Source organism: Pontibacter sp. CAU 1760, assembly GCF_054482735.1.
In genome coordinates this window covers 33,900-57,995 of record NZ_JBTLRL010000010.1, presented here as the reverse complement: position 1 = coordinate 57,995, position 24,096 = coordinate 33,900, and the positions used below count along the sequence as shown (strand labels likewise).

The window sequence follows — 24,096 nt, the reverse complement described above, 5'->3', positions numbered from 1 at the left end:
CGAATAAGGCGTTAGCCTAAATTGGAGTGTCAGTCATGTACGAGGGCTTACCCTGGTACTCAAGCTCCTGCAGTGCCACCAGGCGCGCAAAGGCGGCGGCACTGTCAATCAGCGGCGCTTCACCACTCATCGTTCTTCGGCCTGTTGTTCCTCGACCAAGTTTGTGCTCCAGCAGGGATGCAAAGTGCTCTGCCTCCCTGCTCCTGGCCATACCTCCCGCGTGCACCGGTTCCTGCATTAAGTTCGCTGTTCTGCTTCTGCCTTGCGGTTTTGCGAGCACTGTATGCCAGTCTTTGTAAGCCATTTCGCGGGCGGCCAGTGGTTCCTTCAAGGCAGGCTTCTCATCTCCCCTTGTTCCAAGGTAGGCATGCGTTAATTGATAAGGAGCCGGCAATGGTGTTTGCAGCAGAGCGCTAATGTCCAGCACGCCGGCCCCGAACTGGCTGCTTGGGAGCTGGGGCGTTTGCCTGGCCGAGACTTGCAGACAATACCGGAAAGCCTCCACTTTTTGCCAGGGCTGGGTATACGCGGCCGCTGTCGCCTGCTTGTGTTTGGCCAGCCAGAACATCGCGGCGGCGGCAACATGCGGCGTGGCGTAGCTGGTGCCATTCCCGTAGGCCATCGATTCCCGCAAGTTATCTGTCAGGACCGGCACGTAAATAAACTGCCCGGGTGCTGTGATGTCCACCTCAGGGCCCCGGCAACTGCCCGGCCAGGGGGCATCGTTCGGGTTGGAAGCAGCCACCGCAATCACGCCGGGATACTTGGCTGGTGCCACCACCACTTGCACGACATTGCCTGCCGCACAGCACCAGATAACCCCACGCTCATAAGCAGTCCGTGCCAAGTTATACAAGGCAGCATTGCCGGGTAAAATCCCCATGCTCAGGGTCATGACCTGGTATCCGGAGCTCATCGCCTGCGAAACCGCCCGAATCAAATCGCTGATGCGGTGGAGCAGCACAACAGAGCGGGCCACCCGAAACGGGGTGATCTGCACAGCGCCGGGTATGTTACCGGCCATGGTTTTCAACAAGCCGACATTCCCCTCCTGAGCCGGTGGAACCCGGCTATTCTCCACCCCGATCAGGATGCTGCCCGTGCGGGTGCCGTGCCCGTAATTCTTCAGGAAACCCCATGGGGAGGGTTCATCCCTTGCTTCCCAATCATGATCCACCGCATCGTAATCGTGGAGCAGGTTGAAGCCTCCCGCCACCTTGGAGTGGCCGGTATACCCTGTGTCAAACTGCGCCAGCTTTAAGGATGCCAAGGCCCGCAGCCCGGCTTGCCCCAGTAGCTTTGCCACCTCCTGTCCCGAGAAATTGACCGCCTCATGGTTCCACCTCCTGATTTTTGCTCGCCCCTCGGGCGTGGCGCTGTTATGGTTGCCGATGTAGGGGCTGGCGCTCCAGTCGTACACGTCAGGTGCCGTCCCTCCCCGTTGCCCGGCACGGGTTCCAGTAATCGCTTGCGGAGGTGTTTCGTTACTTGCCGGGTCTTCCGGACCACCGACGGAGGTATAGCGGGGCAAGTCGGGCTCGGCATCCACTACCCCGTCAACTTGCTCCAGCTGGCGGGCTATCTGCCAGGGGTCACTTACGGAGGGGATATCAACCACCCAGTAAGTGCTGAGCCTGGAACCGAACTGCCCGGTGATCAGCGGCTTGCACATACTCCCCTTTAACTTTTGCTGAATAAGTGACAGCGTGTACTCCTGCAACATGGGCACCAGGCTAACCTGCACGATAAACCGCACATATGCAGGAGCTTTCGCTTTTTTCCACCCAGGCTGTGGTGTAGGGTATGATTTGTAAGGTCGCTTTTTCATCTTCCATGTTTATTGATGAACCTATAGGGAAACCGGAACGCAGGTTACATACTTGACTTTAGAGGTAATAACAGCAGCGTCATAGCTGCCAATAATCCGCTCTCTATAAGCTATCTTCCATGTTATTCAACTTCCCTTTGCCATACCTTAAGATTGGGCTACCTATCTTCCAGGCTGTAAAAAAATAGGAAAGCTGTATCGCAACAGCCTGTTAAACCCGCCTTTAAAACTTCCCCCGGCGTTTGGTCAACGCGCCTTTGCCTTCCTAAAATTTCGAATGGGGGGGAGATCAGCCACCCGAATACACCAACTACGCGCTACAGACTTTCGCGGTTGACACTCATACCCTGTTCAGACCATAAGTTATTATCATCTCCACAGATTCGGAGTACTCAGGATTATGCCGTACTTTAGAGTATAATTAGAGTAGCGGATACTCATACCACTTACAGGCCTTTAGAAGAACAATCCCCCTAACCACAGCACCTATGGAACCACGTATCACCATTATCACCCTCGGCGTCAGAAACCTACAACGCTCTAAGGAGTTTTACATGAAGGTTTTTGGCTGGCAACCTGCCGCCAGCAGTACAGATGGCATCGTGTTCTTCGAGCTTAACGGTATCCAACTGGCGCTTTTCCCGCAGGAGGCCTTGGCCGATGACGCGGGTGTGCCTGCCGAGGGCAAGGGATTCCGCGGCTTTTCGCTGGCCCATAATGTGGGGTCGGAGCAGGAGGTGGATGAGCTAGTGGCAAGCCTGGCAGCCAAGGGCGTAAAAGTGCTGAAGCAGCCGGAGAAAGTGTTTTGGGGCGGCTACAGCAGCTATGTGGCAGACCCGGACGACAACCTGTGGGAAATTGCCTATAACCCTTTTCTCCCGCTGGAAGACCCGAAGGCGCAACGCACCCCTTCTATCCACTAAAACACAGCAGTGTATCCATTTAACCACACTCCACTTTCATAGCCTTGCAAACCTTTCTTGAGCTAACGGCGAAATACATTTACGAGAAGTACAAGGAGAACATCAGCGACCTGTGCATTGTGCTGCCGTCCAGGCGGGCAAGCTTTTTCTTTAAAAACGCCCTAGCCCAGGCAGCACCGGAGCCGATCTGGTCGCCGCAGGTGTCGGCCATGGAAGACTTTATCCGGAACCTGGCCCAGACGGAGGTATTGGAGCCCATCAACCTGCAGCTCGAACTTTATGACTTGATGCGTGAACAGGACCCCTTGCTGGACTTCGACCAGTTTGTGACCTGGTCGGGCACGCTGCTCGATGATTTTAACCGCATCGACCAGAACCTGGTGCACACGGGCAAGCTGTTTGAGTACCTGAGCGAGGCCAAGGCCCTGGAGCGCTGGGACCCTGAGTTGCTGGGCAAGGACGTGTCGCCGACCATCCGCAAGTATTTCAGCCTCTGGAATAACATCGAAACCACATACCATACCCTGAAAAAGCGCCTGCACGCTAAAAAGCAGGCTTATACCGGTATGGCGTTTCGGAAAGTGGCCGACGACATACCGCGCATCGCCAAAGAGACAACATGCGCCCAGTATGTTTTTATCGGCCTGAATGCCCTGACGGCTTCAGAGGAGAAGATTATCAGGACATTGCTGAAACATGACAAGGCCGAGGTGCTGTTTGACACGGACGAGTTTTACATGGAAGAAGGCTCGCCCAACCGGGCCGGTACTTTTCTGCGATCTTATAAAAACAACTGGAAGTTGCCGGAATGGCGTTGGGAACAAAACCTGCTGCTTACCGATGAGAAAGAGATAAACGTGATTGGGGTGGCCAATGCCAGCATGCAAGGCAAACTGGCCGGTCAACTGCTGCAGCAAATCCGGGAGCAGGACAAGCACGCCCAGGTGGCCATTGTGCTGCCTGACGAGAACCTGCTGCTGCCGGTGCTGCATTCCATACCCGAGAACATCCCGAATTATAACGTCACGATGGGCTTGAGCTTCAAGGGCACTCCCCTGTTCAACCTCATCGACCTGCTCTTCGAAGTACACCTTACCGGCATCACACAACTGCAGGAGTCAGGCTACAAAGTACACCAGTATCATCACCTGTCAGTGTCTAAGTTGCTGACGCACCCTTTCATCCGGCGCTATGAACTATACCTGAACGACCAGCCGGAGCAGGAAAAGTACCACAGCCTGGTGCAGCAGGTGCTTGACGAGATGGTGAAGGACAACCGCGTGCTGCTTTCCGCCAAAGAACTCCTGCACCTGGGCAAGCAGCACCCGCTCTTTGAGGTGCTGTTCAGGACCTGGCGCGACTGCGACGACATCATCACGAGCATGTACAGCCTGATCGAGCTGCTGCGTGAGGTGTACAGCCATGGCCACAACACCATCGAAACGGAATACCTTTACATCTTCTATACCCTCGTCAAGCGGCTCGACAGCATTTTCGACTGCCGGGAGCACAAGATCTCGGTGCGCAGCTTCCGCAAGTTCCTGTACGAGTTAATCTCGGCCACGCGGCTCCCATTTAGCGGGGAGCCGATCTCGGACCTGCAGATTATGGGTATGCTGGAGACCCGGGCCCTCGATTTCGAGAACCTCATCATCCTGTCGGTGAATGAGAACACACTGCCTGCGCCTAAGCGGCATGAATCACTGATGCCTTACGATGTGCTGCGTGAGTTCGGCCTGCCAACCTATTCGGAAACGGAGGGCGCGATGGCCTATAATTTCTACCGCCTGTTGCAGCGCGCCAAACGCGTGAACCTGCTGTATGTGCTGCCCTCCGATACGTATGGCGCTGGCGAAAAGAGCCGTTTCCTCCAGCAGCTGCAAAACGATCTGGCGCTGCGCAACCCCCGGATAAAGCTGCGCGACATGACGGCAGCCGTAGAGCTGCAGGACACCCGCAAGTACAGCGAGGAGATTATCATACAGAAAGACAGCCATACCCTGGAGCAGCTTAAGAATGAGTTGCAGCGCGGCTTGTATCCGTCTCATCTGAACATGTATAGCAACTGCTCGCTGCAGTATTACTTTACCCGAATTGCCAAGATACAGGAGGTAGAGGAAGTAGAGGAGCAGCTGGGTGCCGACAAGTTCGGAACACTGGTGCACCAGGTTTTGGAAGACTTTTTCCGAAAGTTTGAGGAGAGCGGCAAGCCTGTGCAGCCCGCCGACGTGGCGCACATGCTCGAGGAACTTCCGAAGCAGATGAAGGCTGAGTTTAAGCGTGTGACCCGAGGAGCCACACCCGAGCGGGGTATGAATTACCTACTCTACAAGGTAGCGGTGCAGGTAGTGGAAAAATACTTGCAACAGCTGCTGCACTCTGAGGAGCTTCCGCTCTACGTGCTACGCCTGGAGGATACCCTGAAAGCCACCCTGCCCGTGAAGGTGGGCGACGAACTGCTGCAGGTGCGGATTGCGGGAAAAGCCGACCGCATCGACCTGACCGGCCATACCCTGCGGGTGATCGACTACAAAACCGGAAAGGTGGAAGCCAACCAACTGAAGATTAAGCCCGGGGACGCTGCGCAGCATTTCACGTCAGACGCTAAATATGACAAAGCCCGCCAGCTGTGGCTTTACCAATACATCCTGCAGCGCACCCTGCAGGAAAACCCTCAAACAATACTCCGGAATGCGCAACACGTACCGGCAAGTAGCATCGCCCCGCAGTCGGGTATCCTCTCGTTCCGTAACCTTGATGCCGGCGTACTGACATCAGAGTTCAACTTCACGGAAGCGGATGGCACCACGCCGAAGGATTTCATGGTTGCCTCGGAGGAACTGCTGGCCGGGTTTGTGCAGCGCATGCTTGACCCCTCAGAGCCAATCCGTAAAACAAATGACTTGGAGGTGTGCCAGTGGTGCCCGTACAAAGGCATTTGCGCACGGTAACATAACAGGTAGTTAAATCTAGACTAGAGCAAACCACAAACCTTGAACAGGCTTTTACAGATAGCGACACGCTTCGGACTCACCCTGCAGATCATAAAAACTGCGCTGGCTGCTGCTGTTTCCTGGTTTGTGGCCACCAACCTGTTGCATGCCGATTATCCCTTTTTCGCAGCGCTGGCCGCGATTATGACGGTGCAGGTAACCGTAGCCGATTCCGTGGACAAGGCCACGCAGCGCATTATCGGCATTGTGGGGGGCGTGATGCTGAGCATGCTGATGGGGCACTGGTTCCAGGTGGGAGCCGTGTCTATCTTCTTTGTGATTTTGCTGGGGATGGGCATTTCTAAGGCCTTGCGCATGAACCCGCAAATTATCTCGCAGGTAGCGATCAGTTCTTTTCTGGTGATGGCACTTGGAGGTGGTGAGGAGGGCTACGCCATCGACAGGATTCTGGAGACCATGGTCGGCTCGGCAATAGCCGTGGGTATAAACGCGCTCATCATCCCTCAAAACGCCCTGCCGGATGTAGAGCGAAGCATCATCGGTTTCAGCAGACTGGCCGCGGATACGCTCAGAAGCCTGCATACCCTGCTCGACCTGAACAACAAACCCCGGAAAACAGGACGCTCAGAGGTAGATGCCATGATCAGGGCCAAAGACGAGTGCCTGCAGACCCTGCAGCTTGCCGAGCAAAGCCTGAAGTACAACCTTTTTCTAACCCACAAACGCACCCGACTCAGCCGCTTGGCCATCAGCATCAAGAAACTGGAGCACATCGTGGTGCAGATCAGGGGAATCAGGCGCGGGCTGGCGGATTTGCAGCAGAACCCGGTTTTTCAACTGGAGTACAGCGACATACAGCAACTCAAAAGGGCCATGGAGGCCACCTCTGCCTGCATCGCGGCCTTTGGCAATACCATTGTAGATCCTGCTACTGCTAACCTGGCCATTTTGCACAGTAGCGTGGAGGTGGCCCGGTCTGAACAGGCACTTAGCCTGCAGGAGGTAAAGGGCATCTCGTCGTTGGAGACGCTCCGCGATGTCGGCAGCATCCTTACCGACCTCAACCGCATTGTGGACGAGACGGAGCGGCAGAACCCTGCCAAAGAATACCCGGCGCTCGCCTGAGAGGGGTTACCTGCTAAACAATTCTTTACAACTTGAGTATAGCAGGCTCTCAAAGCTATTTTCAACCTAAAACCACCAGCATGATTGCACGACACTGGACAGGCGTTTTCAGAGCATCCGACGCCACCGCGTATACACGGCACCTGAGAGAGGAGCTTTTCCCGGCGCTTTCTAAACTGAAGGGCTTTAGGGGTGCAACGGTGCAACAACGCGAACTGGCGCAGGGAGAAGAGGAATTCCTGGTGATCTCGCACTGGGACAGCCTGGAAGATATCAGGGCTTTCGCAGGCGATTCCTCCTTAGTTGCCGTTGTACCGGTTGCCATTCAGCAACTGGCCGTGCGCTACGACCGCATGGTGCGCCATTACGAGGTGGTGCACGCCAGCCATCAGCCTGAGTAGTCTTTTGCAACGTCCCCCAGTCAAATGCTTTGCTACGCGCCATTTTAGCCAAAACCATTAGTGGCTGACTTACAGTAAAATACGCACTCTGAAAGCTGACAGGGTTTTCCTTCCTGAGATTTTTTTAGTACTATCGCTGCAATTCGTTTCGTTAATTGACCTAGACTCTTTAAGCTGTGTACAACAGAATACTCGTCTTTTTATTTAGTTTACTCCCCTTTTTTGCCTCCGGGCAACAGACAAACCCGCAGGTGGTGGCCCGCTCAGGTGATGGCATTTACCTGCTGCTTCGCCGCCACGGCCTCGACCCTTCCCAGCACCTGCAGGAGTTCCTTGAACTAAACAAAGCCAACATCGGCCAAGGCAAAAGTTTATACACGGGCCGCACCTATATTTTACCGCTTGCCACTTCGGGAAAGCCCGCAGCGGGCGCATCTAAAACAACTCCCCCCGAAACCAGAACAACAGCCCTGACAGGCACGGTGGGCAGCACGCTACACGTGCCATTGTTCGGCAGTCGGTATGGCCGCGTCAAGATTCTGGACCAACAGCTGAAAGGCGCTGTTTACTACCTGGTTTCAGGGCACGGCGGTCCCGACCCTGGGGCGGTGGGTACATACGGCCCGCACCAACTGGCCGAAGACGAGTATGCCTATGATGTGACCATTCGGCTGGCGCGCCGCCTGATGGAACACGGCGCCACCGTATACATGATTATACAGGACCAAAATGATGGTATCCGGGACGAGGCAATCCTGGAAATGGACCGGGATGAAGTGAATTACCCCGCCCAGAAGATAGCCCTTAACCAGACCGCGCGGCTGCGCCAGCGTACTGCAGCCATAAACGCGCTCTATGCCAGGCACAAAGGCGCCTACCAGCGCATGCTCTCCATCCATGTCGACAGCCGCAGCAAAAGCCAGAACATCGACGTGTTTTTCTATCACCACGAAAACAGCGCCCTGGGGCAGAAACTGGCTGAAACCATCCACCAGCGGTTCACCTCGAAATATAGCCGCCACCAGCCTAACCGCGATTACTCGGGGAGCGTGTCGCACCGCAGCAGCCTGTACGTGATCAAGTACAGCCACCCGCCCACTGTTTTCATAGAACTGGGCAACATCCGCAACGACCTTGACCAGCGCCGCTTTGTGATCGCCAACAACCGGCAAGCCCTCGCTAACTGGATTACGGAAGGCGTCCTGGATGATTATCGCGCCAAATAAACAGCTGCCAGATTTTTAGTGCGGGCAGTAATTTAAAGTCTGTTTAATTTACTGGAAGGTAGCCGTATACGCTGCGCAGTGCCTTATACCTGCATTTCTCCAGCTGTTTTTAGTTAGCCAGTGGGCGTTGCGACACGTATGACCGTAATCACCTGAGCAATGATGTTGAGGAGAAACACGTAACGCATACCCACTACCACTACTATGGCAAACAACGCTACGCCCGTGCAACTGCAGTTTCTAGGAGCAGCCGGCACTGTAACGGGCTCTAAAACACTTCTACAGTCGCACAACTACAAAATACTGATTGACTGCGGCCTTTTTCAGGGAAGCAAGTCGGAGCGGAAACTGAACAAGCTCAAGCAGCTTCCCTTCCACCCTTCCGAGCTCGACGCCATCATCCTCACGCACGGGCACCTTGACCACAGCGGTTACCTGCCAGTACTCGTCAAGAAAGGTTTTTCCGGCCCTATCTACGCGACCGCCCCCACCCGCGACATCACCGAAATTATCCTGCTCGACAGTGCCCACATTCAGGAAGAGGATGCGCGGGAAGAAAACAAACGGCGCGACCCGAGAAAGAAGCCAGTCAAGCCAATGTATCGCGAGAAGCATGTCAACAAAACCATGGCGCTTTTCGAAACGCACCCGGACAGGGAGTGGGTGCAGGTGAAAGACAATGTGCAGTTCAAGTTCCACAAGACGGGGCATATTCTCGGCTCCGTGATGGTAGAGGTCGAGGCAGATGGCCGCCATCTGCTGTTCTCCGGCGACCTAGGCCAGCGTGATCCGTTGATCCTGGATGGCCCTGCCAAAATCGAGAAAGCGGACTACGTGATCATGGAGTCCACCTATGGCAATAAGCTGCATGATGCGGACGTGTCGCCGTTTCAGGCATTGGAGGACGTGGTAAAAGGCGCAGTAGAGAAAGGCGGCAACCTGATCATTCCCAGCTTTGCGGTAGAGCGCGCGCAGGAAATCATCCTGATCCTCAACAACCTGATGGCTGAGAAATGCATCCCTGAGCTGCCCATATACCTCGACTCCCCGATGGGGGCGGATGTCACCAAGATCTTTCAGCTGCACCGCAGCTGGCATACCCTCTCGGACAGCGAATGCAACCGCCTGACCGAGAATGTGCACATCATCAAAAGCTTTGACGAAACCCTGAGCGTGCTGCGTCCGGACGGGCCCAAGAACAAGATTATTATTGCAGGCAGCGGAATGGTTACTGGAGGGCGTGTTTTATACTACCTGAAACAGTTGGTGGGCAACAGCAAAAACACGGTGCTGCTGGTTGGCCATCAGGCAGAAGGCACGCGTGGACACCAACTCAGCTCAGGAGCCCACTCCATTAAAATAGACGACGAGGAGTATGAGGTAAAGGCACACATCAGCCAGATTGGTTCGCTCTCTGCCCATGCCGACCAAGGGGACTTGCTATGGTGGCTAAGCCATTTCAAAAATAAACCCCAGAAAGTGTTTTTGAACCATGGTGAGGATAGCGCCACCAAAGTGCTGAAAGAGAAAATCGAAACGGAGTTGCAACTGGAGGTGATCGTTCCGGACTTAAGCTATAAGTACCCGATCTAACTGGAGCGCTTGCCACATCCTCATACCCGAGAAAGCGCTTGTGCCTACTACTAGCGCAGGAGTTTTTTTGCTAGTTTCTTGTTGCCGTCTATTTTGTGCTCATAGGGCAACCCCAGTAGTTCGGTGACCAAGCCATATACCTGTATATTTTTAAAAGGCTTGATCGTGATCCCTTTCCTGAAGGCCGGCCCCCAGGCGTAGAATGTCGCATACATGTCCTTCACTTCTTTCGGGTCGAAGCCATGGTTGCCTGGCGCTGGTTTACGCGTGGAAAAACTGAAGACTTTAGGGGCTTCTGTTAGCAAGATGATGTCCCCTCCCCGGCCAGAGGCGTCGAATTTACGGCCATAGCGCAGGTGCCGCGGAAGCTGGTGCTTGAGGTATACCCTATACCCCTCGGCCTCGGCCTTCAGCTTCTTGTAAGTCGGTTTCACTGCGCTTTTGTCGCGGGCATGCAACTCAACAACCATCCCATCTCCCGACACAATAAATTTTGACGTATCGATAGCCGTTGGCAGCGGTAACGAATTTTCCTGATCGATAGCGGTCATGCCGTGGTCGGAGAGGAAAATGAAATTGACCGGCAGCCCCGTCTTTTCAACCGCCGATGTCAGTAGCTGCATGTAGGAGTCTATCAGTTGCACGGCTTGCTTTGTTTGCGGGGAATCAGGGCCATAGTTATGACCTGCTTTGTCTACCTCCGGCAGGTAAAAGGTGATCAGGTGGGGGCGCTTCGCTTCGGGTAGCTGCAGCCAGTTCACCACCGTTTCCACGCGCTGCTCAAACGGTATTGACTTGGTATAATGATAGTAATAAGTAGGATAGGTGCCCAGAATAGGCGCCTCCGACCCGGCCCAGAAGAAACTTGCTGTCAGCATCTGCTGCTGTTCCGCCAGCACCCACAGCGGCATACCGCCATACCAGCTCCCGTCCTCCACCTTGCTCCGGTCCCGGATGGTATAGCTGTCCTGACGCACCGGATCGTAGAAGTGATTATTCAGCAGGCCGTGGGTGGCGGGGTACATCCCCGTGACGATGGTATAATGATTGGGAAATGTCTTGGAAGGAAAAGATGGAATCATACCCTCTGCCTCTACGCCTTGTGCCCGCATGCGCTTCAGAAAACTAGCGTCGTACTTGTTGGCATAGTCATACCGGAAGCCATCTGCTGAAACCAGGATGACATAAGGCTTTTGTTGTTGCTTCGGACTGTTTTGCCGGCCGGGCACCACATGCTGTAGGCTGTCTTGCTGTGCGAACAGGGTAAGCGCTTGCAGGGCACAGCAAACGAACAGGAGATACTTCTTCATAGCGCAAGGTAGCTTCTAAACTTCATGAGGCGCAAATATAATTTAAGTATACCCGTTGGCTCAGTTGTAACTTACATATCGTTTTGCACATGCCACCTGAGCCCGATAACGCCTCCGTAGCCATGCATACATCAGAACCCAGCACTTTTTTTGCAGCAAGGGCGTTGATAGTAGCAAACAACCTTTCAAGTAAATGCGATCCTCCCTTCTAGTGACCTTTCTGCTGTTCTTAGGACTTTACGCCTGCCAGGCCCCGGCAGTCCTCACAAAGTCACCGCCACGTGTCGCGCAGCCCGCTTTGACGTTGGCTGATGTAATGCCGGTTACTAACCCCGACACACCGGAGGCGCTGGCGAAACAGGCGGCCTTTGTGGAAGAAAACGTGACCAGGTTCAGGAGCCCGGCGCTGGCCAGCGAATATTATGTGCTGCAGGCGCAACGGACTTTCAAAGAGGAGAAACTGGACTCGGCGACCTATTTCTATAGCCGGGCATACCTCATGGACAGTACCAACAACGACATTTATTGGGGGTATGGCCTGGTGCATGGGCAACAACAGCAGTATGACAAAGCCCTGTTCGCGCTGAATTATGCGCTGAAGAATAACCCCAATAACACGCGACTGCTTAACGACATCGCCACCACGCACCTGAGCCGTTTCTATGACTCCAGCAACCCTGCCGACCTGTTGCAGAGTAAGCAGATGCTGGAGCGGGCGGTGATATTGTCGGCGGAGGAAGCGGATTTATACTACAAGCTGGCCATCAACAGCTATTACCTGCAGGAGTATGCGCAGGCCTGGGAGTATCTGCACAAGAGCCAGGGCCTGGATGCAAGTTTAGGCGATGAGGCCTTTATTACTGCGCTGCTGAAAAAGCAGCAAGACCCACTGGGCAAATACCCTTTGCCACCCAAGCCCTGAGTTTGTGAAATCAATCCGATTAAATTACTTTTATACTTCACCCAAAACAAAAGCGCTTAGACAAAGCAGGAACATCCGATGAAAAAAATACTTTTAGCCGTCATAGCATTCGCTTGCGCCACCTCCCTGAGCATGGCACAGGTACAACCCGTTAAAAAGGACATTGAAGTACTCCCGATGTTTGGTGGGTTGCCAAAATCAGATGAACAGCAACGGAAGGATGAGAAATTCCTGACGAGCTGCGACAAAAGCTTTGCAAGCCGGCAGGAAGCCAGCAAGTTTTTTGTGACGCGTGCCTGGGAGTACCTAAACGAGGGGCAGGTAGATACGGCCATGTACCGCTTTAACCTTGCCTGGCTCCTGAACCCCGACAACAAGGACACCCACTGGGCTTTCGGGCTGGTTACCTCCGCGCAGGGCGATGATGAAAAGGCAATAGAGTTTTATGAAAAAGCCCTGACCCTGGACGCCAGGAATTCGATGCTTTTGTCTGATATGGCCACATCGTACCTGAACCTATACAGCAACGGGAAAAAGAAGAAGAAACACCTGAAAAAGGCGCGGCATTACCTGGAAGAGTCTATCACGGCCGACGCCGCCAACTCTTTTGCGCTGTTTAACCTCTCGAAGGTAAAATTCTTTGAAAAGAAGTATAGCGAAGCGTGGGATTACCTGCACCAGAGCCGTGCCATAAACCTGACCCATATCGATTATGAGTACCTGGCCCTGTTGACCGATAAAATGCCCGACCCTCAGGGCTTCTTCCGATCAGGTGTTCAGCCTACCTCCAGTAACTAAGCGCAATCAGAGCCTCTGCCATCAGCAGAGGCTTTTTTATTTATTATCGCAAGAAACGGGTTGACAGTATGGCCGATTATACGGTACTTGGCCTTATGAACCATTACGACACAGTGGCTAAGGCCATGCGTTTTATCAGGGAGCACGCTACCCGCCAACCCGATCTGCAGGAGATTGCCGCGCATGTATGCCTGAGTCCCACGCACCTGCAGCGGGTGTTTACGGAGTGGGCAGGCGTAAGCCCTAAAAAGTTTCTGCAGTACCTTACCCTACGCCATGCCAAAGTTACGCTGGCCCAAACTGCGTCACTTGCGGATGCGGCATATCAAACCGGGCTATCCGGTACCGGTCGTCTCCACGACTTATTTTTGCAGGTAGAAGGCATGACGCCCGGCGAGTATAAACAACTGGGGGCACAGCTGGCTTTAAACTATAGCACCGGCAGTTGCCAGTTTGGGGAGTACGTGGTGGCTTCTACAGCAAAAGGAATTTGCCACCTCCACTTTTACCAGCACAAAGATGCCGCGCTACAGGAACTAAAGGCACTTTGGCCTAACGCAACCCTGCAGCACCGACACGATGCGCTACACCAGTTAGTGGCAGATTTCTTCCTGAGCCAGCAGTCAGCGCCTCAGCAAATGCTGCCTTTGCACCTGAGGGGGACTCCCTTCCAACTAAAAGTATGGGAAGCGCTCCTCCGCATACCCGAGGGCAACCTCTTCTCCTATGCCAGCCTGGCCCAGCATATAGGCAACCCTACGGCCAGTCGCGCGGTAGGCACCGCCATTGGCAGCAACCCCATCGCCTTTCTGATTCCCTGCCACCGGGTCATCAAAAGCGTGGGCGGCATTGGGGAGTACCGTTGGGGGATCGAGCGGAAGATGGCCATGATCGGCTGGGAGGCATCACAAAACCACAAGCCAATTGGAACACAGGAGCCTGTGCAGCAACTCCCACTTTTTCAGGCGTAGTGGCTACCAAAATGGAGGGCCTGTCATTAAGTCTGAAATTCGTATTGTAGCCTCCTGCCTATAAAGCGGATTTTATTATATTTGCTTATCACCTAAAGAATCATTTTAGCTATACTATATGAAAAAGAAATTACTGAGCGCTTCGGTGTACCTGCTGGCAGGTAGCATGGCACTTTCGTCCTGCGTTGTGTCCAAAAAGAAATACGAGGACCTGATGGCGCGCAAAAATGCGCTGGAGGTTGACAAAGCCGGGCTGCAGGACGACAAATCCACACTGGAGCAACAGAAGGCATCTTTAGAGCGCCAGAAGTCTGAGTTGGAGCAGGACCGCGCCAAGTTGGAGCAGGAAAAGGCTGCTTACCAGCAAAGCCTGGCACAGGCCCAGAAAGAAGGCAAAACCCTGGGAGAAAGCCTGACCATGAGCAAATCGCAGATCGAGCGCCTGAACGCCGACCTGAAAGCCCGTGAGCAGCGCCTGGCGGAATTGCAGCGCATTCTGGACGAGAAAGACAAAGCCGTGGCCAACTTGCGCAACCGTGTCAGCAACGCCCTGCTGGGCTTTAACGACAAGGACCTGACGATTAATGTGCGGAATGGCAAGGTGTATGTGTCGCTGGCCGAGCAACTACTGTTCAACTCGGGTTCTACCAAAGTGGACCCTAAAGGAGTGGATGCGCTGAAGAAACTTGCCGCCGTGCTGAAAGAGCAGCAGGACGTGAACGTGCTGGTAGAAGGCCATACCGACAATGTGCCGATTGCAAGAGGCACGGCCGGTATGCAGGACAATTGGGATCTGAGTGTGCTGCGCGCCACTGAAATCACCCGCATCCTGACAACCGCTGGCGTTGACCCGCAACGGGTAACACCATCCGGCCGCTCGAAGTACGTGCCGCTAGATGAGGCCAACTCCAAAGAGGCCCGTCAGAAAAACCGCCGCACCGAGATCATCCTGACACCGAAACTGGATGAGTTGTTCCAGATCCTGGAGACAACCTGATCGACAGCTAGACATAAAAACGGGCCAGCTTCTATTGAGGCTGGCCCGTTTTTTTTGAGTATCTATTTTAAGATCAATGTCATAAAGGATCGTCTTCAATACCCAGTGTTTCGACTGGTGCCATACCCGCCACTGTCGCAAACACTACCGCAGGCTGCTGCGCCGGAAGCACTTTTTTGAATAGCGGAAACAGCACCAGGTATAAAGCACTTCCCGTCGGCAGTGCCGCCATGGCCCAAACCGACACGGCTGCCAGGTTTGCGACCCACAGTTTCTGCAAGGCATCCAGCCAGTCGGCCCGGAACATGGCCTGCATCTCAGCAATAGAAAGCTCCAGCTCAGTCAGCCCAAATAAAAACACTCCCAACTGTACGAACGGAATCAGCAAAAGCAATTGAAGCGGCTGCACCAGGTAGCTAATCAGCACGGTAGCGGCGATGTTCAACCGGAAACGGGCAGCCAGGGCCGTGCTTACCACTGTGGTAAAGCCAAAGGCAGGCATAACCCCTACCACGGCGCCAACGGCCACCGTGGCAGCGAGTTTCCTTGGTGTCATCCCCTGCTGCAGCAGGTTGCGCATGGGCTGCACCAGGCGCCGCTGAAAAAAACCGGAAATGATGCTGACCAGTGACAAGGGAAAAGTTAACTAAGATGGATGTATAGGTTGAAGCCGTGCGCGCGGAAATAAAGCATGCTAAGGTATGTGGCTTGCTTGTTTATACGCCCAAGGCAGTTATGTAACCTTACTGCCAGGGCTTTGTTGTTGTTGCGTTCCAATTTATTTTTATTCTTTCCCTAATTCCCCTCTGGCATCCCCCACAGTGCTTTTTTCAGGTTCAAAAATATTTTTGGTGCAACATTAAACTTAGGCTCCCCGCTCAGGTCTAATTGCTGACTCAGTCGACAAGCCATTCTCTTATCAACCTATCATGAAAAAGACATTACTCTTGCTATTCCTGCTGTTTGCCTTTGCCGATGCCTTTGCGCAGCGTGCAGCCGTGACCGGCACCGTTAAAAGCGCCCCCGGCGCTACGGCGCTCCCGGGTGCCACTGTGCTGCTCGAGAATTCAGCCGCGGCTACTCCCCTTGCCACCGTCACCGACACGGAGGGCAACTTCGCTTTTGAGCGCGTAGCGGCAGGCCAGTACACGCTGCGGGTAAATTACCTGGGCTATACCTCCTATACCCAGGCCATACGGGTGGAGGGCAAGCCTTTGCAGCTGGGCACGCTCTCGATGCAGGAGGAAACTACCCGCATCAGGGAAATTGAGGTGGTCGGGCGCGTGCCTTTGGGAACTGCCAAAGGCGATACGACCCAGTACAACGCTGGTGCCTTTAAAACAACCCCTGATGCCAGTGCAGAAGATTTAGTGACCAAAATGCCGGGTGTGGTGATACAGGATGGCAAGATTCAGGCGCAGGGAGAGGATGTGAAGCAGGTTTTTGTGGACGGGAAAAGATTTTTTGGCCAGGATGCCGATGCCGCCCTGCGGAACCTGCCAGCCGAGGTGATCGAAAGCGTGCAGATTTTCGACAGGCGCAGTGACCAGTCGCAGATGAGTGGTTTTGATGACGGCAACCGCGAGAAAACCATGAACATCGTGACGAAGCCCAGCAAGCGCGTGGGGCAGTTCGGAAAAGTGTCGGCGGGTTATGGTACCGATGACCGCTACATGGTAGGAGCCGCTGTTAACTTCTTTAACGGCGACAGGCGCTTCACGCTTACAGGCCTGACCAACAACATCAACATGCTGGACTTTTCGATCGGTGAAACCCCTGGAGGGGGTATGCGCGGGCGACGTGGCGGCTGGGGAGGCGGCTCGCCAAGCGGGATCATCAACACCAACACGCTTAGCCTAAATTACAGCGACATGTGGGGCGCCAAAATGGAAGTGAGCGGCAACTATAATTACACCAACCGCGAAAACAACGAGCGCCGCTATGTTTTCCAGGACTATACGCAAGCCACTTTCCCGGGACAGACTTACACTGAAAACAGGGTGCGGCAGAACATAGAAAACTCCCACCGCTTTAACATGCGGCTCGACTACAAGATGAATGAGCAAGACCGCTTGCTGATTACCCCGAACGTAACGGTGCAGCAGAACGACAACGTGACCAGCTTGCTGGGGCAAACGATGTGGGACGAGGGACAGCTGAACCAAATAACGAACACCTCAAACGCGGATCGGGTGAATTACAATTTAAATAACAATATCTTTTACAGTCATCGCTTCGAAAAAGCGGGCCGGGTGTTCTCTTCCCGCATCAACACGGGCTACAGTAATCTGAATGAAGACGCCTACCGGCTGTCTAACACGATCTATTTCAATGACCAGAGCCAGAACGTAAACCTGCAACAGTATACCGACGCTTTCCAGAAGGGCTTTTCCTGGGAAGGCAACGTGTCCTACACCGAGCCGCTCAGCGAAAACTCCAGGCTGCAGCTGGAGTATGAGATAGGCAACCGGAACAACGAAATAGACCGAAGGACTTTCAGCTTTGCCGAGCAGACGGGCCATTACAGCGAGCTTGACACAATCTTCACCAACACCTTCGACAGCCAGTACCTTACCCAGGAAACAGAGCTGGGCTACCAGTACAACACCGAGGAGATCCGGTTTCAGGCGGAAGTGGAGTACCAGCAGGCTCGCCTGCAAAACGACCAGGAGTTCCCGAAAGTGCTTGACTTCGAGCGCACCTTCCACAGCATCCTCCCCTCTGCGCAGTTAGAGTATAAGTTCTCAAAAACCAGAACGTTGTTCCTGGATTACCGCTCAGACACCGATGCACCCTCGGTAGAGGACCTGCAGGATGTATACGACCCGTCTAACTCGGTGCAGGCGCGCATTGGCAACCCCAACCTTGAACAGTCTTATGAGAATCGCCTGATGCTTCGCTACCGCAACTTCGACCCGGAGACAAACAAAGTGTTCTTCGCCTTTCTGATGGGCTCCCGAACGGATAATTACATTGCCAGCAGTACCTTCACGTTACAGGACCCTATCCGGCTGAGCGATGATTTTGTGCTGGGACAGGGTGCCCGCCTCACGCGTCCCGTGAACCTGGATGGCTACTGGAACATCCGGTCTTTTTTTAACTATGGCCAGCCCGTAAATTTTGTAAAAGCCAATTTCAACATAAACGGGGGATTGGGTTATGCCAGAATACCGGGCCTGAACAACGACCAGCTGAACTATGCCAAATCCACCAATCTCCGCGTAGGGCTTGGCTTGAGCAGCAACATCAGCGAGAAGATCGACTTCAACCTTTCGACCAACTCCAGCTATAACATCATTGAGAATACCCAGTTCACAAACCAGAACAACAACTACTTTAACCAGTCCTCGAACCTGCGCTACAACTGGATCTTCTGGAAAGGCATGGTATATCGCACTGAACTGAACCACCAGTATAACTCCGGTTTGTCATCCGGGCTTGAGAACAACTTCCTGCTCTGGAACATGAGCTTGAGCAAAAAAGTGTTTAAGAACCAAAAGGGTGAGCTAAGTCTGAGCGTAAACGACTTGTTGAAGCAAAATGTGAGCGTGCAGCGCAATGTCCGCTCTGACTATGTGGAGGATGTGCAGACCAACGTGCTGCAGCGTTACTTTATGCTTACCTTTACTTATAACATCCGGAACTACAGCGGCAAATTGCCAGACGGTATGGATGGCAATGAACGCAATAGGGAGTGGGGCGGCAACCGCCGCCCGGAATAGCAAAAAAATAGCAGAACAACAGAAGCCCGTGCAGCATTGCCGGGCTTTTTTCATGCGCCCGTGCTGCGCTTAGAATCACGCTACCTGAACCAGCCTTTTATTTTCTCCAGGGTAAGGGCGTGTTCCTCTGTGCCTTCCGTACCCAGCAAGTAAGACCATGCCCGCAAGTCGCGGTGGTGGTCGCAGTATACCTTGAACATACCCAGCAGCGGCACCGCCACAAACATGCCGGGCAGCCCCCAAAGCATCCCCCCTATTATAATACTCAGGATAGTGAACATCGGGTTAATGTTCACTTGATTGCCCGTAATATTGGGCGTGAGAATGTTATTCTCGGTGAACTGGATAAACAGGAAAAAGAGCAGCACCCACAGCGATTTCTGCGGCGACCCTTGCACCATCAGGGTATACGATAAAGGGATGGCCCCTCCGATGAGTGTTCCGAAATAGGGTATGAAATTCATCAGGGCTGAGAGCACGCCCAGCATGATGGCATACTCCACCCCGATCAGCAGCAGTCCTGCCGAGTTGAGGACACAGAGAATGAAGATCACCATCACCACTCCGCCCATATACCGTTTGGTCACGTGCGAGATCTCGCGGATAACCCGTTGCGTCCGGTTGTGCTCCCTGGAAGGCAGTTCCCGGTAGATCACCGTTTCGACTTTGTTGCGGTAATAGAGCATCAGGAAAATATAGACGGGCATCAGACCGATTTTGGTGAGGGTGTTGGTGGTACTCATCAGCAGGCCGGCAATAAAGGAGCCGCTGATGTCGAAGGCGTTGTTCACCTGGTGCCGTAGCCACCGTTCATCCTCCGGGTTAGAGCTGCCGAATTTCTCGTCTATGCTGTGCTGCAAGCGGTCGATGTTCCGCAAGGCCTGTTCCTGCAGGGTCGGGAAATCCCCCAGAAAAGAAGTGAGTTGGCCATAAAGCAGTATCAGCAACCCAACAAAAACGGCCATCCCTGTCAGGATTGTGACGAGGTTGGCCACAATGCGCGGTACGCCCCATGCTTCTAACTGGTGCACGATGGGGTACAGCAAATAAGAGAAAAGCAGCGCCATGAAGACCGGGTACAGGAAGTTTCGCGTCTCGATCAGCACATAGACCAGCAGCACGCCAAAAAGCAATATGTAGGTCCATTGCCGTAACTTGTTATTGTCTTTCGCCATACCCTTACTACTGCTTTTGGGCCCGTTTTTGTTTTGTAAAGGCCCAATAGCGGTTATGATGGGATGCAAGTTTCAGAAAGACTGCCGTAAATCAGGCAACTGCAAAAGCAATAAGCGCCATGCAGTATGAAATGCGTACCTTTGCGGTTTAGATCAGAAAATCATGGCATCTTTCAGAGACCTCAATTTATCCCCTGCTTTGCTGCAAAGCCTGCAGGAACTCAACTTCACAACCCCCACACCCATTCAGTCCAGCGCGATACCGCTGCTGCTGCAGGGCCAGGACGTAGCCGGGCAGGCAGAAACAGGCAGCGGTAAAACTGCGGCATTCGGGCTGCCCCTGCTGCACAGCATCGACACCGACAAACAGCAGGTACAGGCCTTGGTGCTGGTGCCTACCCGCGAGTTAGCGGTGCAGGTACGCCAGGAGCTCAAGCAACTGGGCAAGCATATGGCCAACCTCAAGATCAGCGCATTTTACGGCGGGCATTCCTTCTCACAGGAGCGGGCTTCCCTGTCGCACCCCCCGCAGGTGCTGGTGGGCACCCCCGGCCGCCTGTCCGACCATATTTTCAGGAGAACGGTTGATTTAGGTTCCGTTAGGCAACTCGTTTTGGATGAGGCCGATAAGCTTCTGGAGATGGGCTTTGAGGAAGAGGTGGACAAGATTGTGGATGCCATGCCCGTGAAGCGCCAGACCGTGCTTTTTTCTGCCACGATGCACGAAGGCGTGAAAGAGCTCATTGCTGATTCGTTGAAGAACCCGCAGTTTGTGAAGGCCACTGCCACTACCATTCCGGACCAGGTAAAGCTGGTGGGTATAAAAGTGGAGCATGGCCAGCGCCAGGAGGTGGTGGTGCAACTGCTGCAAAGCATACCGGTTGCCGGCACCGTGGTGTTTGTGAATACCCGCGCGGCGGCGGATGAGCTGACGGCACAGTTACAGGAGAAAGGCCTCATCGCCAAAACCCTGCACGGAGGTATGGAGCAACCAGACCGCGACAAGGCCATGACCCTTTTCCGCAACCGAACCACCCAGATACTGGTAGCGACAGACATCGCCGCCCGAGGCCTGGACATTGCCGCCCTGCAGAACATCATCCACTACGAGCTACCCATTGATGCCGCCGCCTACCTGCACCGCAGCGGACGCACAGGAAGGGCCGGGAAGAGCGGCACCGTTTATACCCTCGCCACCGCCCGCGACGAGCAAAAGCTCCGGGAATGGGAACTGCTGCGCATGGACGAATGGCTGAAAGTGAGCTCCCTCCCACAGCCTTCCCAGAAAAAATCAACTCCTGACACTGCTACTTTTGCCACCATGCACATCAGCGCGGGCCGCAAAGACAAACTCAGCCCAAAGGATATTGTAGGCGCGCTGATTGCTGAGGCGGGGATGCAAGCCGCCAGTATCGGCAAAATTGAGGTGCAGGACAGGCAGAGCTTTGTGGCCGTGCCAGCTGACGCGGTGCAGCACGCCATCGACAGCCTGAGCAACGGGAAGATTAAAGGGCGCAAGTTTAAAGTTAGCCTGGTGCGGTAGTTGATTGAGGCCCCTGACGGAACATAATTGTTAATTTCTAACCAAGCCCAAGCTGCTTTTGCGCTTGGTATGCTATTTTTGCACCCAAATTATACCACACACTCATGAAGAGACTCTCACTTCTTGTTGCAGCGTTTTTGGTTTGCAGCGCCCTTTCCTATGGCTGGGGATTTTTCGGCCACAAACTGATTCACCAACTCGCCATCTACAACCTGCCGAAAGATTTGCAGGGCTTTTATTACAAGCACCAGGACTACATGGTCACTAAGTCGGTAAGGCCGGATGAGCGCCGCAACGACGACCCCGCGGAGGCACCCCGCCACTACATCGACATCGACGTGTACGGCGAGGAGGCTGTCCATACTATGCCCGAGGGCTGGGAAGCCGCCGCAGCCCGCTATACCGCCGATACGCTGCTGAAGTACGGTATTGTGCCGTGGCATGTGGTGAAGATGCAGGAACGCCTGACCAACGCCTACAAGCAGCGCAACGTAGACAGCATCCTCTACTACTCTGCTGACCTGGGCCACTACATCGCGGATGCGCACGTGCCCTTGCACACCACCGTGAATTACGACGGCCAACTGACGAACCAGAAAGGCATGCACAGCCTATGGGAGTCGAAGCTGCCGGAGCTGTTTGCCCATACCTATAAACTGAAGGCCCAAAAAGCCAACTACCTGCCGGATACTGAAAAACAGATCTGGAAAGTGGTGCGCCATACCTACTCGCTCATACCTAACACTTTAGACTACGAGCGTGAGGTGAGCCAGAACTTCACTAACGACACGAAGTTCGACCAGGTGGAGCGTTACGGTAAAGTGCGCCAGTATTACTCTGATGCCTTCGCCAAGGCCTACCAGGAGAAGCTGGGCACCATGGTGGAAGCGCAGATGACAGCCGCCGCCGAGGAAGTGGCTAACTTCTGGTATACCGCCTGGGTAGACGGAGGCAAGCCTGATATGGACAAACTGATGCAGGAGCAACTAAGCAAAGCCGAGAAGAAACAACTCAAGAAAGAGCGCAAGGCTTTCAGGAAAGGGCAACTTTTCGAGAAAGAACTAGTGGTGGCGAAACAGCGGGATTAACCCGCAGCGTCTGTTTATGTACCTCTGAGAACGGCTATACCCCCGAAAGTGGGTATAGCCTTTTCTTTTTTAGCTAACACCATTAGCACAGCCTATACTAAAAAACCGTAACTTTACTTTATGGAGATATTGATTGGAATAGCCGCTTTGCTTGCAGGCATGGTCATTACATACTTAGGGCTGAGAGGGAAATTAACCGATTTGCAGCAAATTGCCAATCAGGCAGCTGTTACCCAAGGCGTATTGGAAGGGCAGGCAAAGCAGAAGACGGCAGAAATGGAGGAATTGAAGGGCCTGCTGCGGGAGGCACAAACTGAAACGATGGAGCTTACCAACGCCCTGACCAAGACCGAAACAGACTATGACCACCTGAAAATGCGTTTGCAGGAACAGGGTCGTGAGCTAGAGCAACTGCGCGAAAAATTCCTGCAGCAATTCCAAAGTATCTCCAACCAGGTATTGATGAGTAATGCTGAGCACTTCAATAAAGCCTCGTCCGAGAATCTGGAGCGCATCCTGTCGCCGCTGAAAGAGCGCATCAAGGAGTTTGAAGCAAAGGTTGACCTGACCTATGAGAAATCCCTGAAAGACAGCATCTCCCTGAAAGAGCAGATAACGCAACTCGCCACCCTAAACCAGCAGATGAGCCAGGATGCACTGAACCTGACGCGGGCCCTGAAGGGCGAAAGCAAAACCCAGGGCAACTGGGGCGAATACCTGCTGGAAAGCCTGTTGGAGAAATCGGGCCTACGCAAAGGGGTACATTACGAGCGGGAGGAAGTGCTGCAGAACGAAGAAAAAAAGGTCTACCGTCCGGATGTGATCATCAAGCTCCCGGACAGCAAGCACCTCATCATTGACTCAAAGATGTCGCTGGTGGCGTATGAGGCCTACAGCAGCTGCGAAGACGAGCACCAGCAGGAAGTATACCTGCGCAGCCACATCAGCTCGGTGCGCACCCACTTCTCAGATCTTGGCCGCAAAAACTATCACCGTCTCATCGGCATCAACTCCCCGGACTTTGTGCTCATGTATATTCCGTTGGAGCCAGCGTTTAACCTGGCCGTGCAGCACGACCACGACCTGTTCACCGATGCCTTCGACCGCAACATCGTGGTCGTGACAACCTCTACCCTGCTGGCTACGCTCCGCACGGTGGCCGGGGTATGGCGCCAGGAAGACCAGAATCGCAACGTGCTGAAAATAGCCGAGGAGAGTGGCAAGCTCTACGATAAGTTCGTGGGCTTTGTAGATGACCTGAAAACCATCGGCAAGCACCTCGAGAACAGCCAGAGTTCGTATCATGCCGCCATGAACAAGCTAACCGACGGCAAAGGCAACCTCATCCGGCGCGTGGAGATTCTCCGTGAATTGGGCGCGAAGACCAGCAAGACAATCGACGACACGCTGCTACAGGAGGCACAGCTGACGGAAATACCAAAAGACTTAACCTAAGTCGCCTGGCAATTTAAAGGCGTTTTGCAGGCTTAACACTGCTTCGCCCAAAGGTAGCACTAGTC

General features: G+C 53.9%; 18 protein-coding genes. 14 read left to right on the top strand and 4 right to left on the bottom strand.

What is annotated here, in order from left to right; genetic code table 11:
• Positions 1-16 precede the first annotated feature (16 nt).
• Positions 17-1,828, bottom strand: a complete 1,812-nt coding sequence (locus ACXYMU_RS14735) for a S8 family peptidase (protein ID WP_458987174.1) — start codon at positions 1,826-1,828, stop codon at positions 17-19.
• 488 nt (positions 1,829-2,316) lie between these two features.
• Here ACXYMU_RS14735 and ACXYMU_RS14730 point away from each other — a divergent pair, with 488 nt between their 5' ends.
• From ACXYMU_RS14730 to ACXYMU_RS14705, 6 genes are all read left to right on the top strand, one after another.
• Positions 2,317-2,751, top strand: a complete 435-nt coding sequence (locus tag ACXYMU_RS14730) for a VOC family protein (RefSeq protein ID WP_458987173.1) — start codon at positions 2,317-2,319, stop codon at positions 2,749-2,751.
• Positions 2,752-2,795: 44 nt separating this feature from the next.
• The gene (locus tag ACXYMU_RS14725; protein ID WP_458987172.1) at positions 2,796-5,702 is read left to right on the top strand and encodes a PD-(D/E)XK nuclease family protein; all 2,907 of its coding nucleotides are present in this window, start codon (positions 2,796-2,798) and stop codon (positions 5,700-5,702) included.
• Between the two features lie 42 nt (positions 5,703-5,744).
• On the top strand, positions 5,745-6,830 hold the full coding sequence (locus tag ACXYMU_RS14720) for an FUSC family protein (protein ID WP_458987171.1): 1,086 nt from the start codon (positions 5,745-5,747) through the stop codon (positions 6,828-6,830).
• Between the two features lie 80 nt (positions 6,831-6,910).
• Positions 6,911-7,231, top strand: a complete 321-nt coding sequence (locus tag ACXYMU_RS14715) for an antibiotic biosynthesis monooxygenase family protein (protein WP_458987170.1) — start codon at positions 6,911-6,913, stop codon at positions 7,229-7,231.
• 176 nt (positions 7,232-7,407) lie between these two features.
• A complete protein-coding gene (locus ACXYMU_RS14710) occupies positions 7,408-8,457 on the top strand; it encodes an N-acetylmuramoyl-L-alanine amidase family protein (protein WP_458987169.1) in 1,050 nt (349 codons plus the stop codon).
• 204 nt (positions 8,458-8,661) lie between these two features.
• Positions 8,662-10,050 carry an MBL fold metallo-hydrolase RNA specificity domain-containing protein gene (locus ACXYMU_RS14705; RefSeq protein ID WP_458987168.1) on the top strand — a complete coding sequence of 463 codons (1,389 nt, stop codon included), beginning with the start codon at positions 8,662-8,664 and terminating at the stop codon, positions 10,048-10,050.
• 50 nt (positions 10,051-10,100) lie between these two features.
• Here the strand turns inward: ACXYMU_RS14705 and ACXYMU_RS14700 are convergent, their stop codons facing one another.
• Positions 10,101-11,360: an alkaline phosphatase family protein gene (locus ACXYMU_RS14700; RefSeq protein ID WP_458987167.1), complete on the bottom strand. Its 1,260-nt coding sequence runs from the start codon at positions 11,358-11,360 to the stop codon at positions 10,101-10,103.
• A 193-nt stretch (positions 11,361-11,553) separates the two neighbouring features.
• Here ACXYMU_RS14700 and ACXYMU_RS14695 point away from each other — a divergent pair, with 193 nt between their 5' ends.
• The 4 genes from ACXYMU_RS14695 (at position 11,554) to ACXYMU_RS14680 (ending at position 15,048) form a co-directional block, all read left to right on the top strand.
• A complete protein-coding gene (locus ACXYMU_RS14695) occupies positions 11,554-12,282 on the top strand; it encodes a tetratricopeptide repeat protein (RefSeq protein ID WP_458987166.1) in 729 nt (242 codons plus the stop codon).
• 78 nt (positions 12,283-12,360) lie between these two features.
• Positions 12,361-13,080, top strand: a complete 720-nt coding sequence (locus ACXYMU_RS14690) for a tetratricopeptide repeat protein (protein ID WP_458987165.1) — start codon at positions 12,361-12,363, stop codon at positions 13,078-13,080.
• Between the two features lie 68 nt (positions 13,081-13,148).
• Complete coding sequence (locus tag ACXYMU_RS14685) at positions 13,149-14,051, top strand: bifunctional transcriptional activator/DNA repair enzyme AdaA (protein ID WP_458987164.1); 903 nt, start codon at positions 13,149-13,151, stop codon at positions 14,049-14,051.
• A 118-nt stretch (positions 14,052-14,169) separates the two neighbouring features.
• Positions 14,170-15,048, top strand: coding sequence for an OmpA family protein (locus tag ACXYMU_RS14680; RefSeq protein ID WP_458987163.1), 879 nt, complete (start codon positions 14,170-14,172; stop codon positions 15,046-15,048).
• A gap of 79 nt (positions 15,049-15,127) precedes the next feature.
• On the opposite strand, the gene ACXYMU_RS14675 is transcribed toward ACXYMU_RS14680, so the two are convergent.
• Positions 15,128-15,682 (bottom strand): DUF2062 domain-containing protein, encoded by a 555-nt coding sequence (locus ACXYMU_RS14675; RefSeq protein WP_458987162.1) that lies wholly within the window; start codon positions 15,680-15,682, stop codon positions 15,128-15,130.
• A 295-nt stretch (positions 15,683-15,977) separates the two neighbouring features.
• On the opposite strand from ACXYMU_RS14675, the gene ACXYMU_RS14670 reads away from it, so the two are divergent.
• Complete coding sequence (locus ACXYMU_RS14670; RefSeq protein ID WP_458987161.1) at positions 15,978-18,770, top strand: outer membrane beta-barrel protein; 2,793 nt, start codon at positions 15,978-15,980, stop codon at positions 18,768-18,770.
• 80 nt (positions 18,771-18,850) lie between these two features.
• On the opposite strand, the gene ACXYMU_RS14665 is transcribed toward ACXYMU_RS14670, so the two are convergent.
• Entirely contained in the window at positions 18,851-19,945 is a 1,095-nt protein-coding gene (locus ACXYMU_RS14665; protein ID WP_458987160.1) for an AI-2E family transporter, read from the bottom strand.
• 163 nt (positions 19,946-20,108) lie between these two features.
• Between ACXYMU_RS14665 and ACXYMU_RS14660 the strand changes: the two genes are divergently transcribed.
• The 3 genes from ACXYMU_RS14660 (at position 20,109) to ACXYMU_RS14650 (ending at position 24,031) form a co-directional block, all read left to right on the top strand.
• On the top strand, positions 20,109-21,488 hold the full coding sequence (locus ACXYMU_RS14660; protein ID WP_458987159.1) for a DEAD/DEAH box helicase: 1,380 nt from the start codon (positions 20,109-20,111) through the stop codon (positions 21,486-21,488).
• A gap of 104 nt (positions 21,489-21,592) precedes the next feature.
• A complete protein-coding gene (locus tag ACXYMU_RS14655; RefSeq protein ID WP_458987158.1) occupies positions 21,593-22,576 on the top strand; it encodes a zinc dependent phospholipase C family protein in 984 nt (327 codons plus the stop codon).
• A gap of 120 nt (positions 22,577-22,696) precedes the next feature.
• The gene (locus ACXYMU_RS14650) at positions 22,697-24,031 is read left to right on the top strand and encodes a DNA recombination protein RmuC (protein WP_458987157.1); all 1,335 of its coding nucleotides are present in this window, start codon (positions 22,697-22,699) and stop codon (positions 24,029-24,031) included.
• Positions 24,032-24,096: the final 65 nt, after the last annotated feature.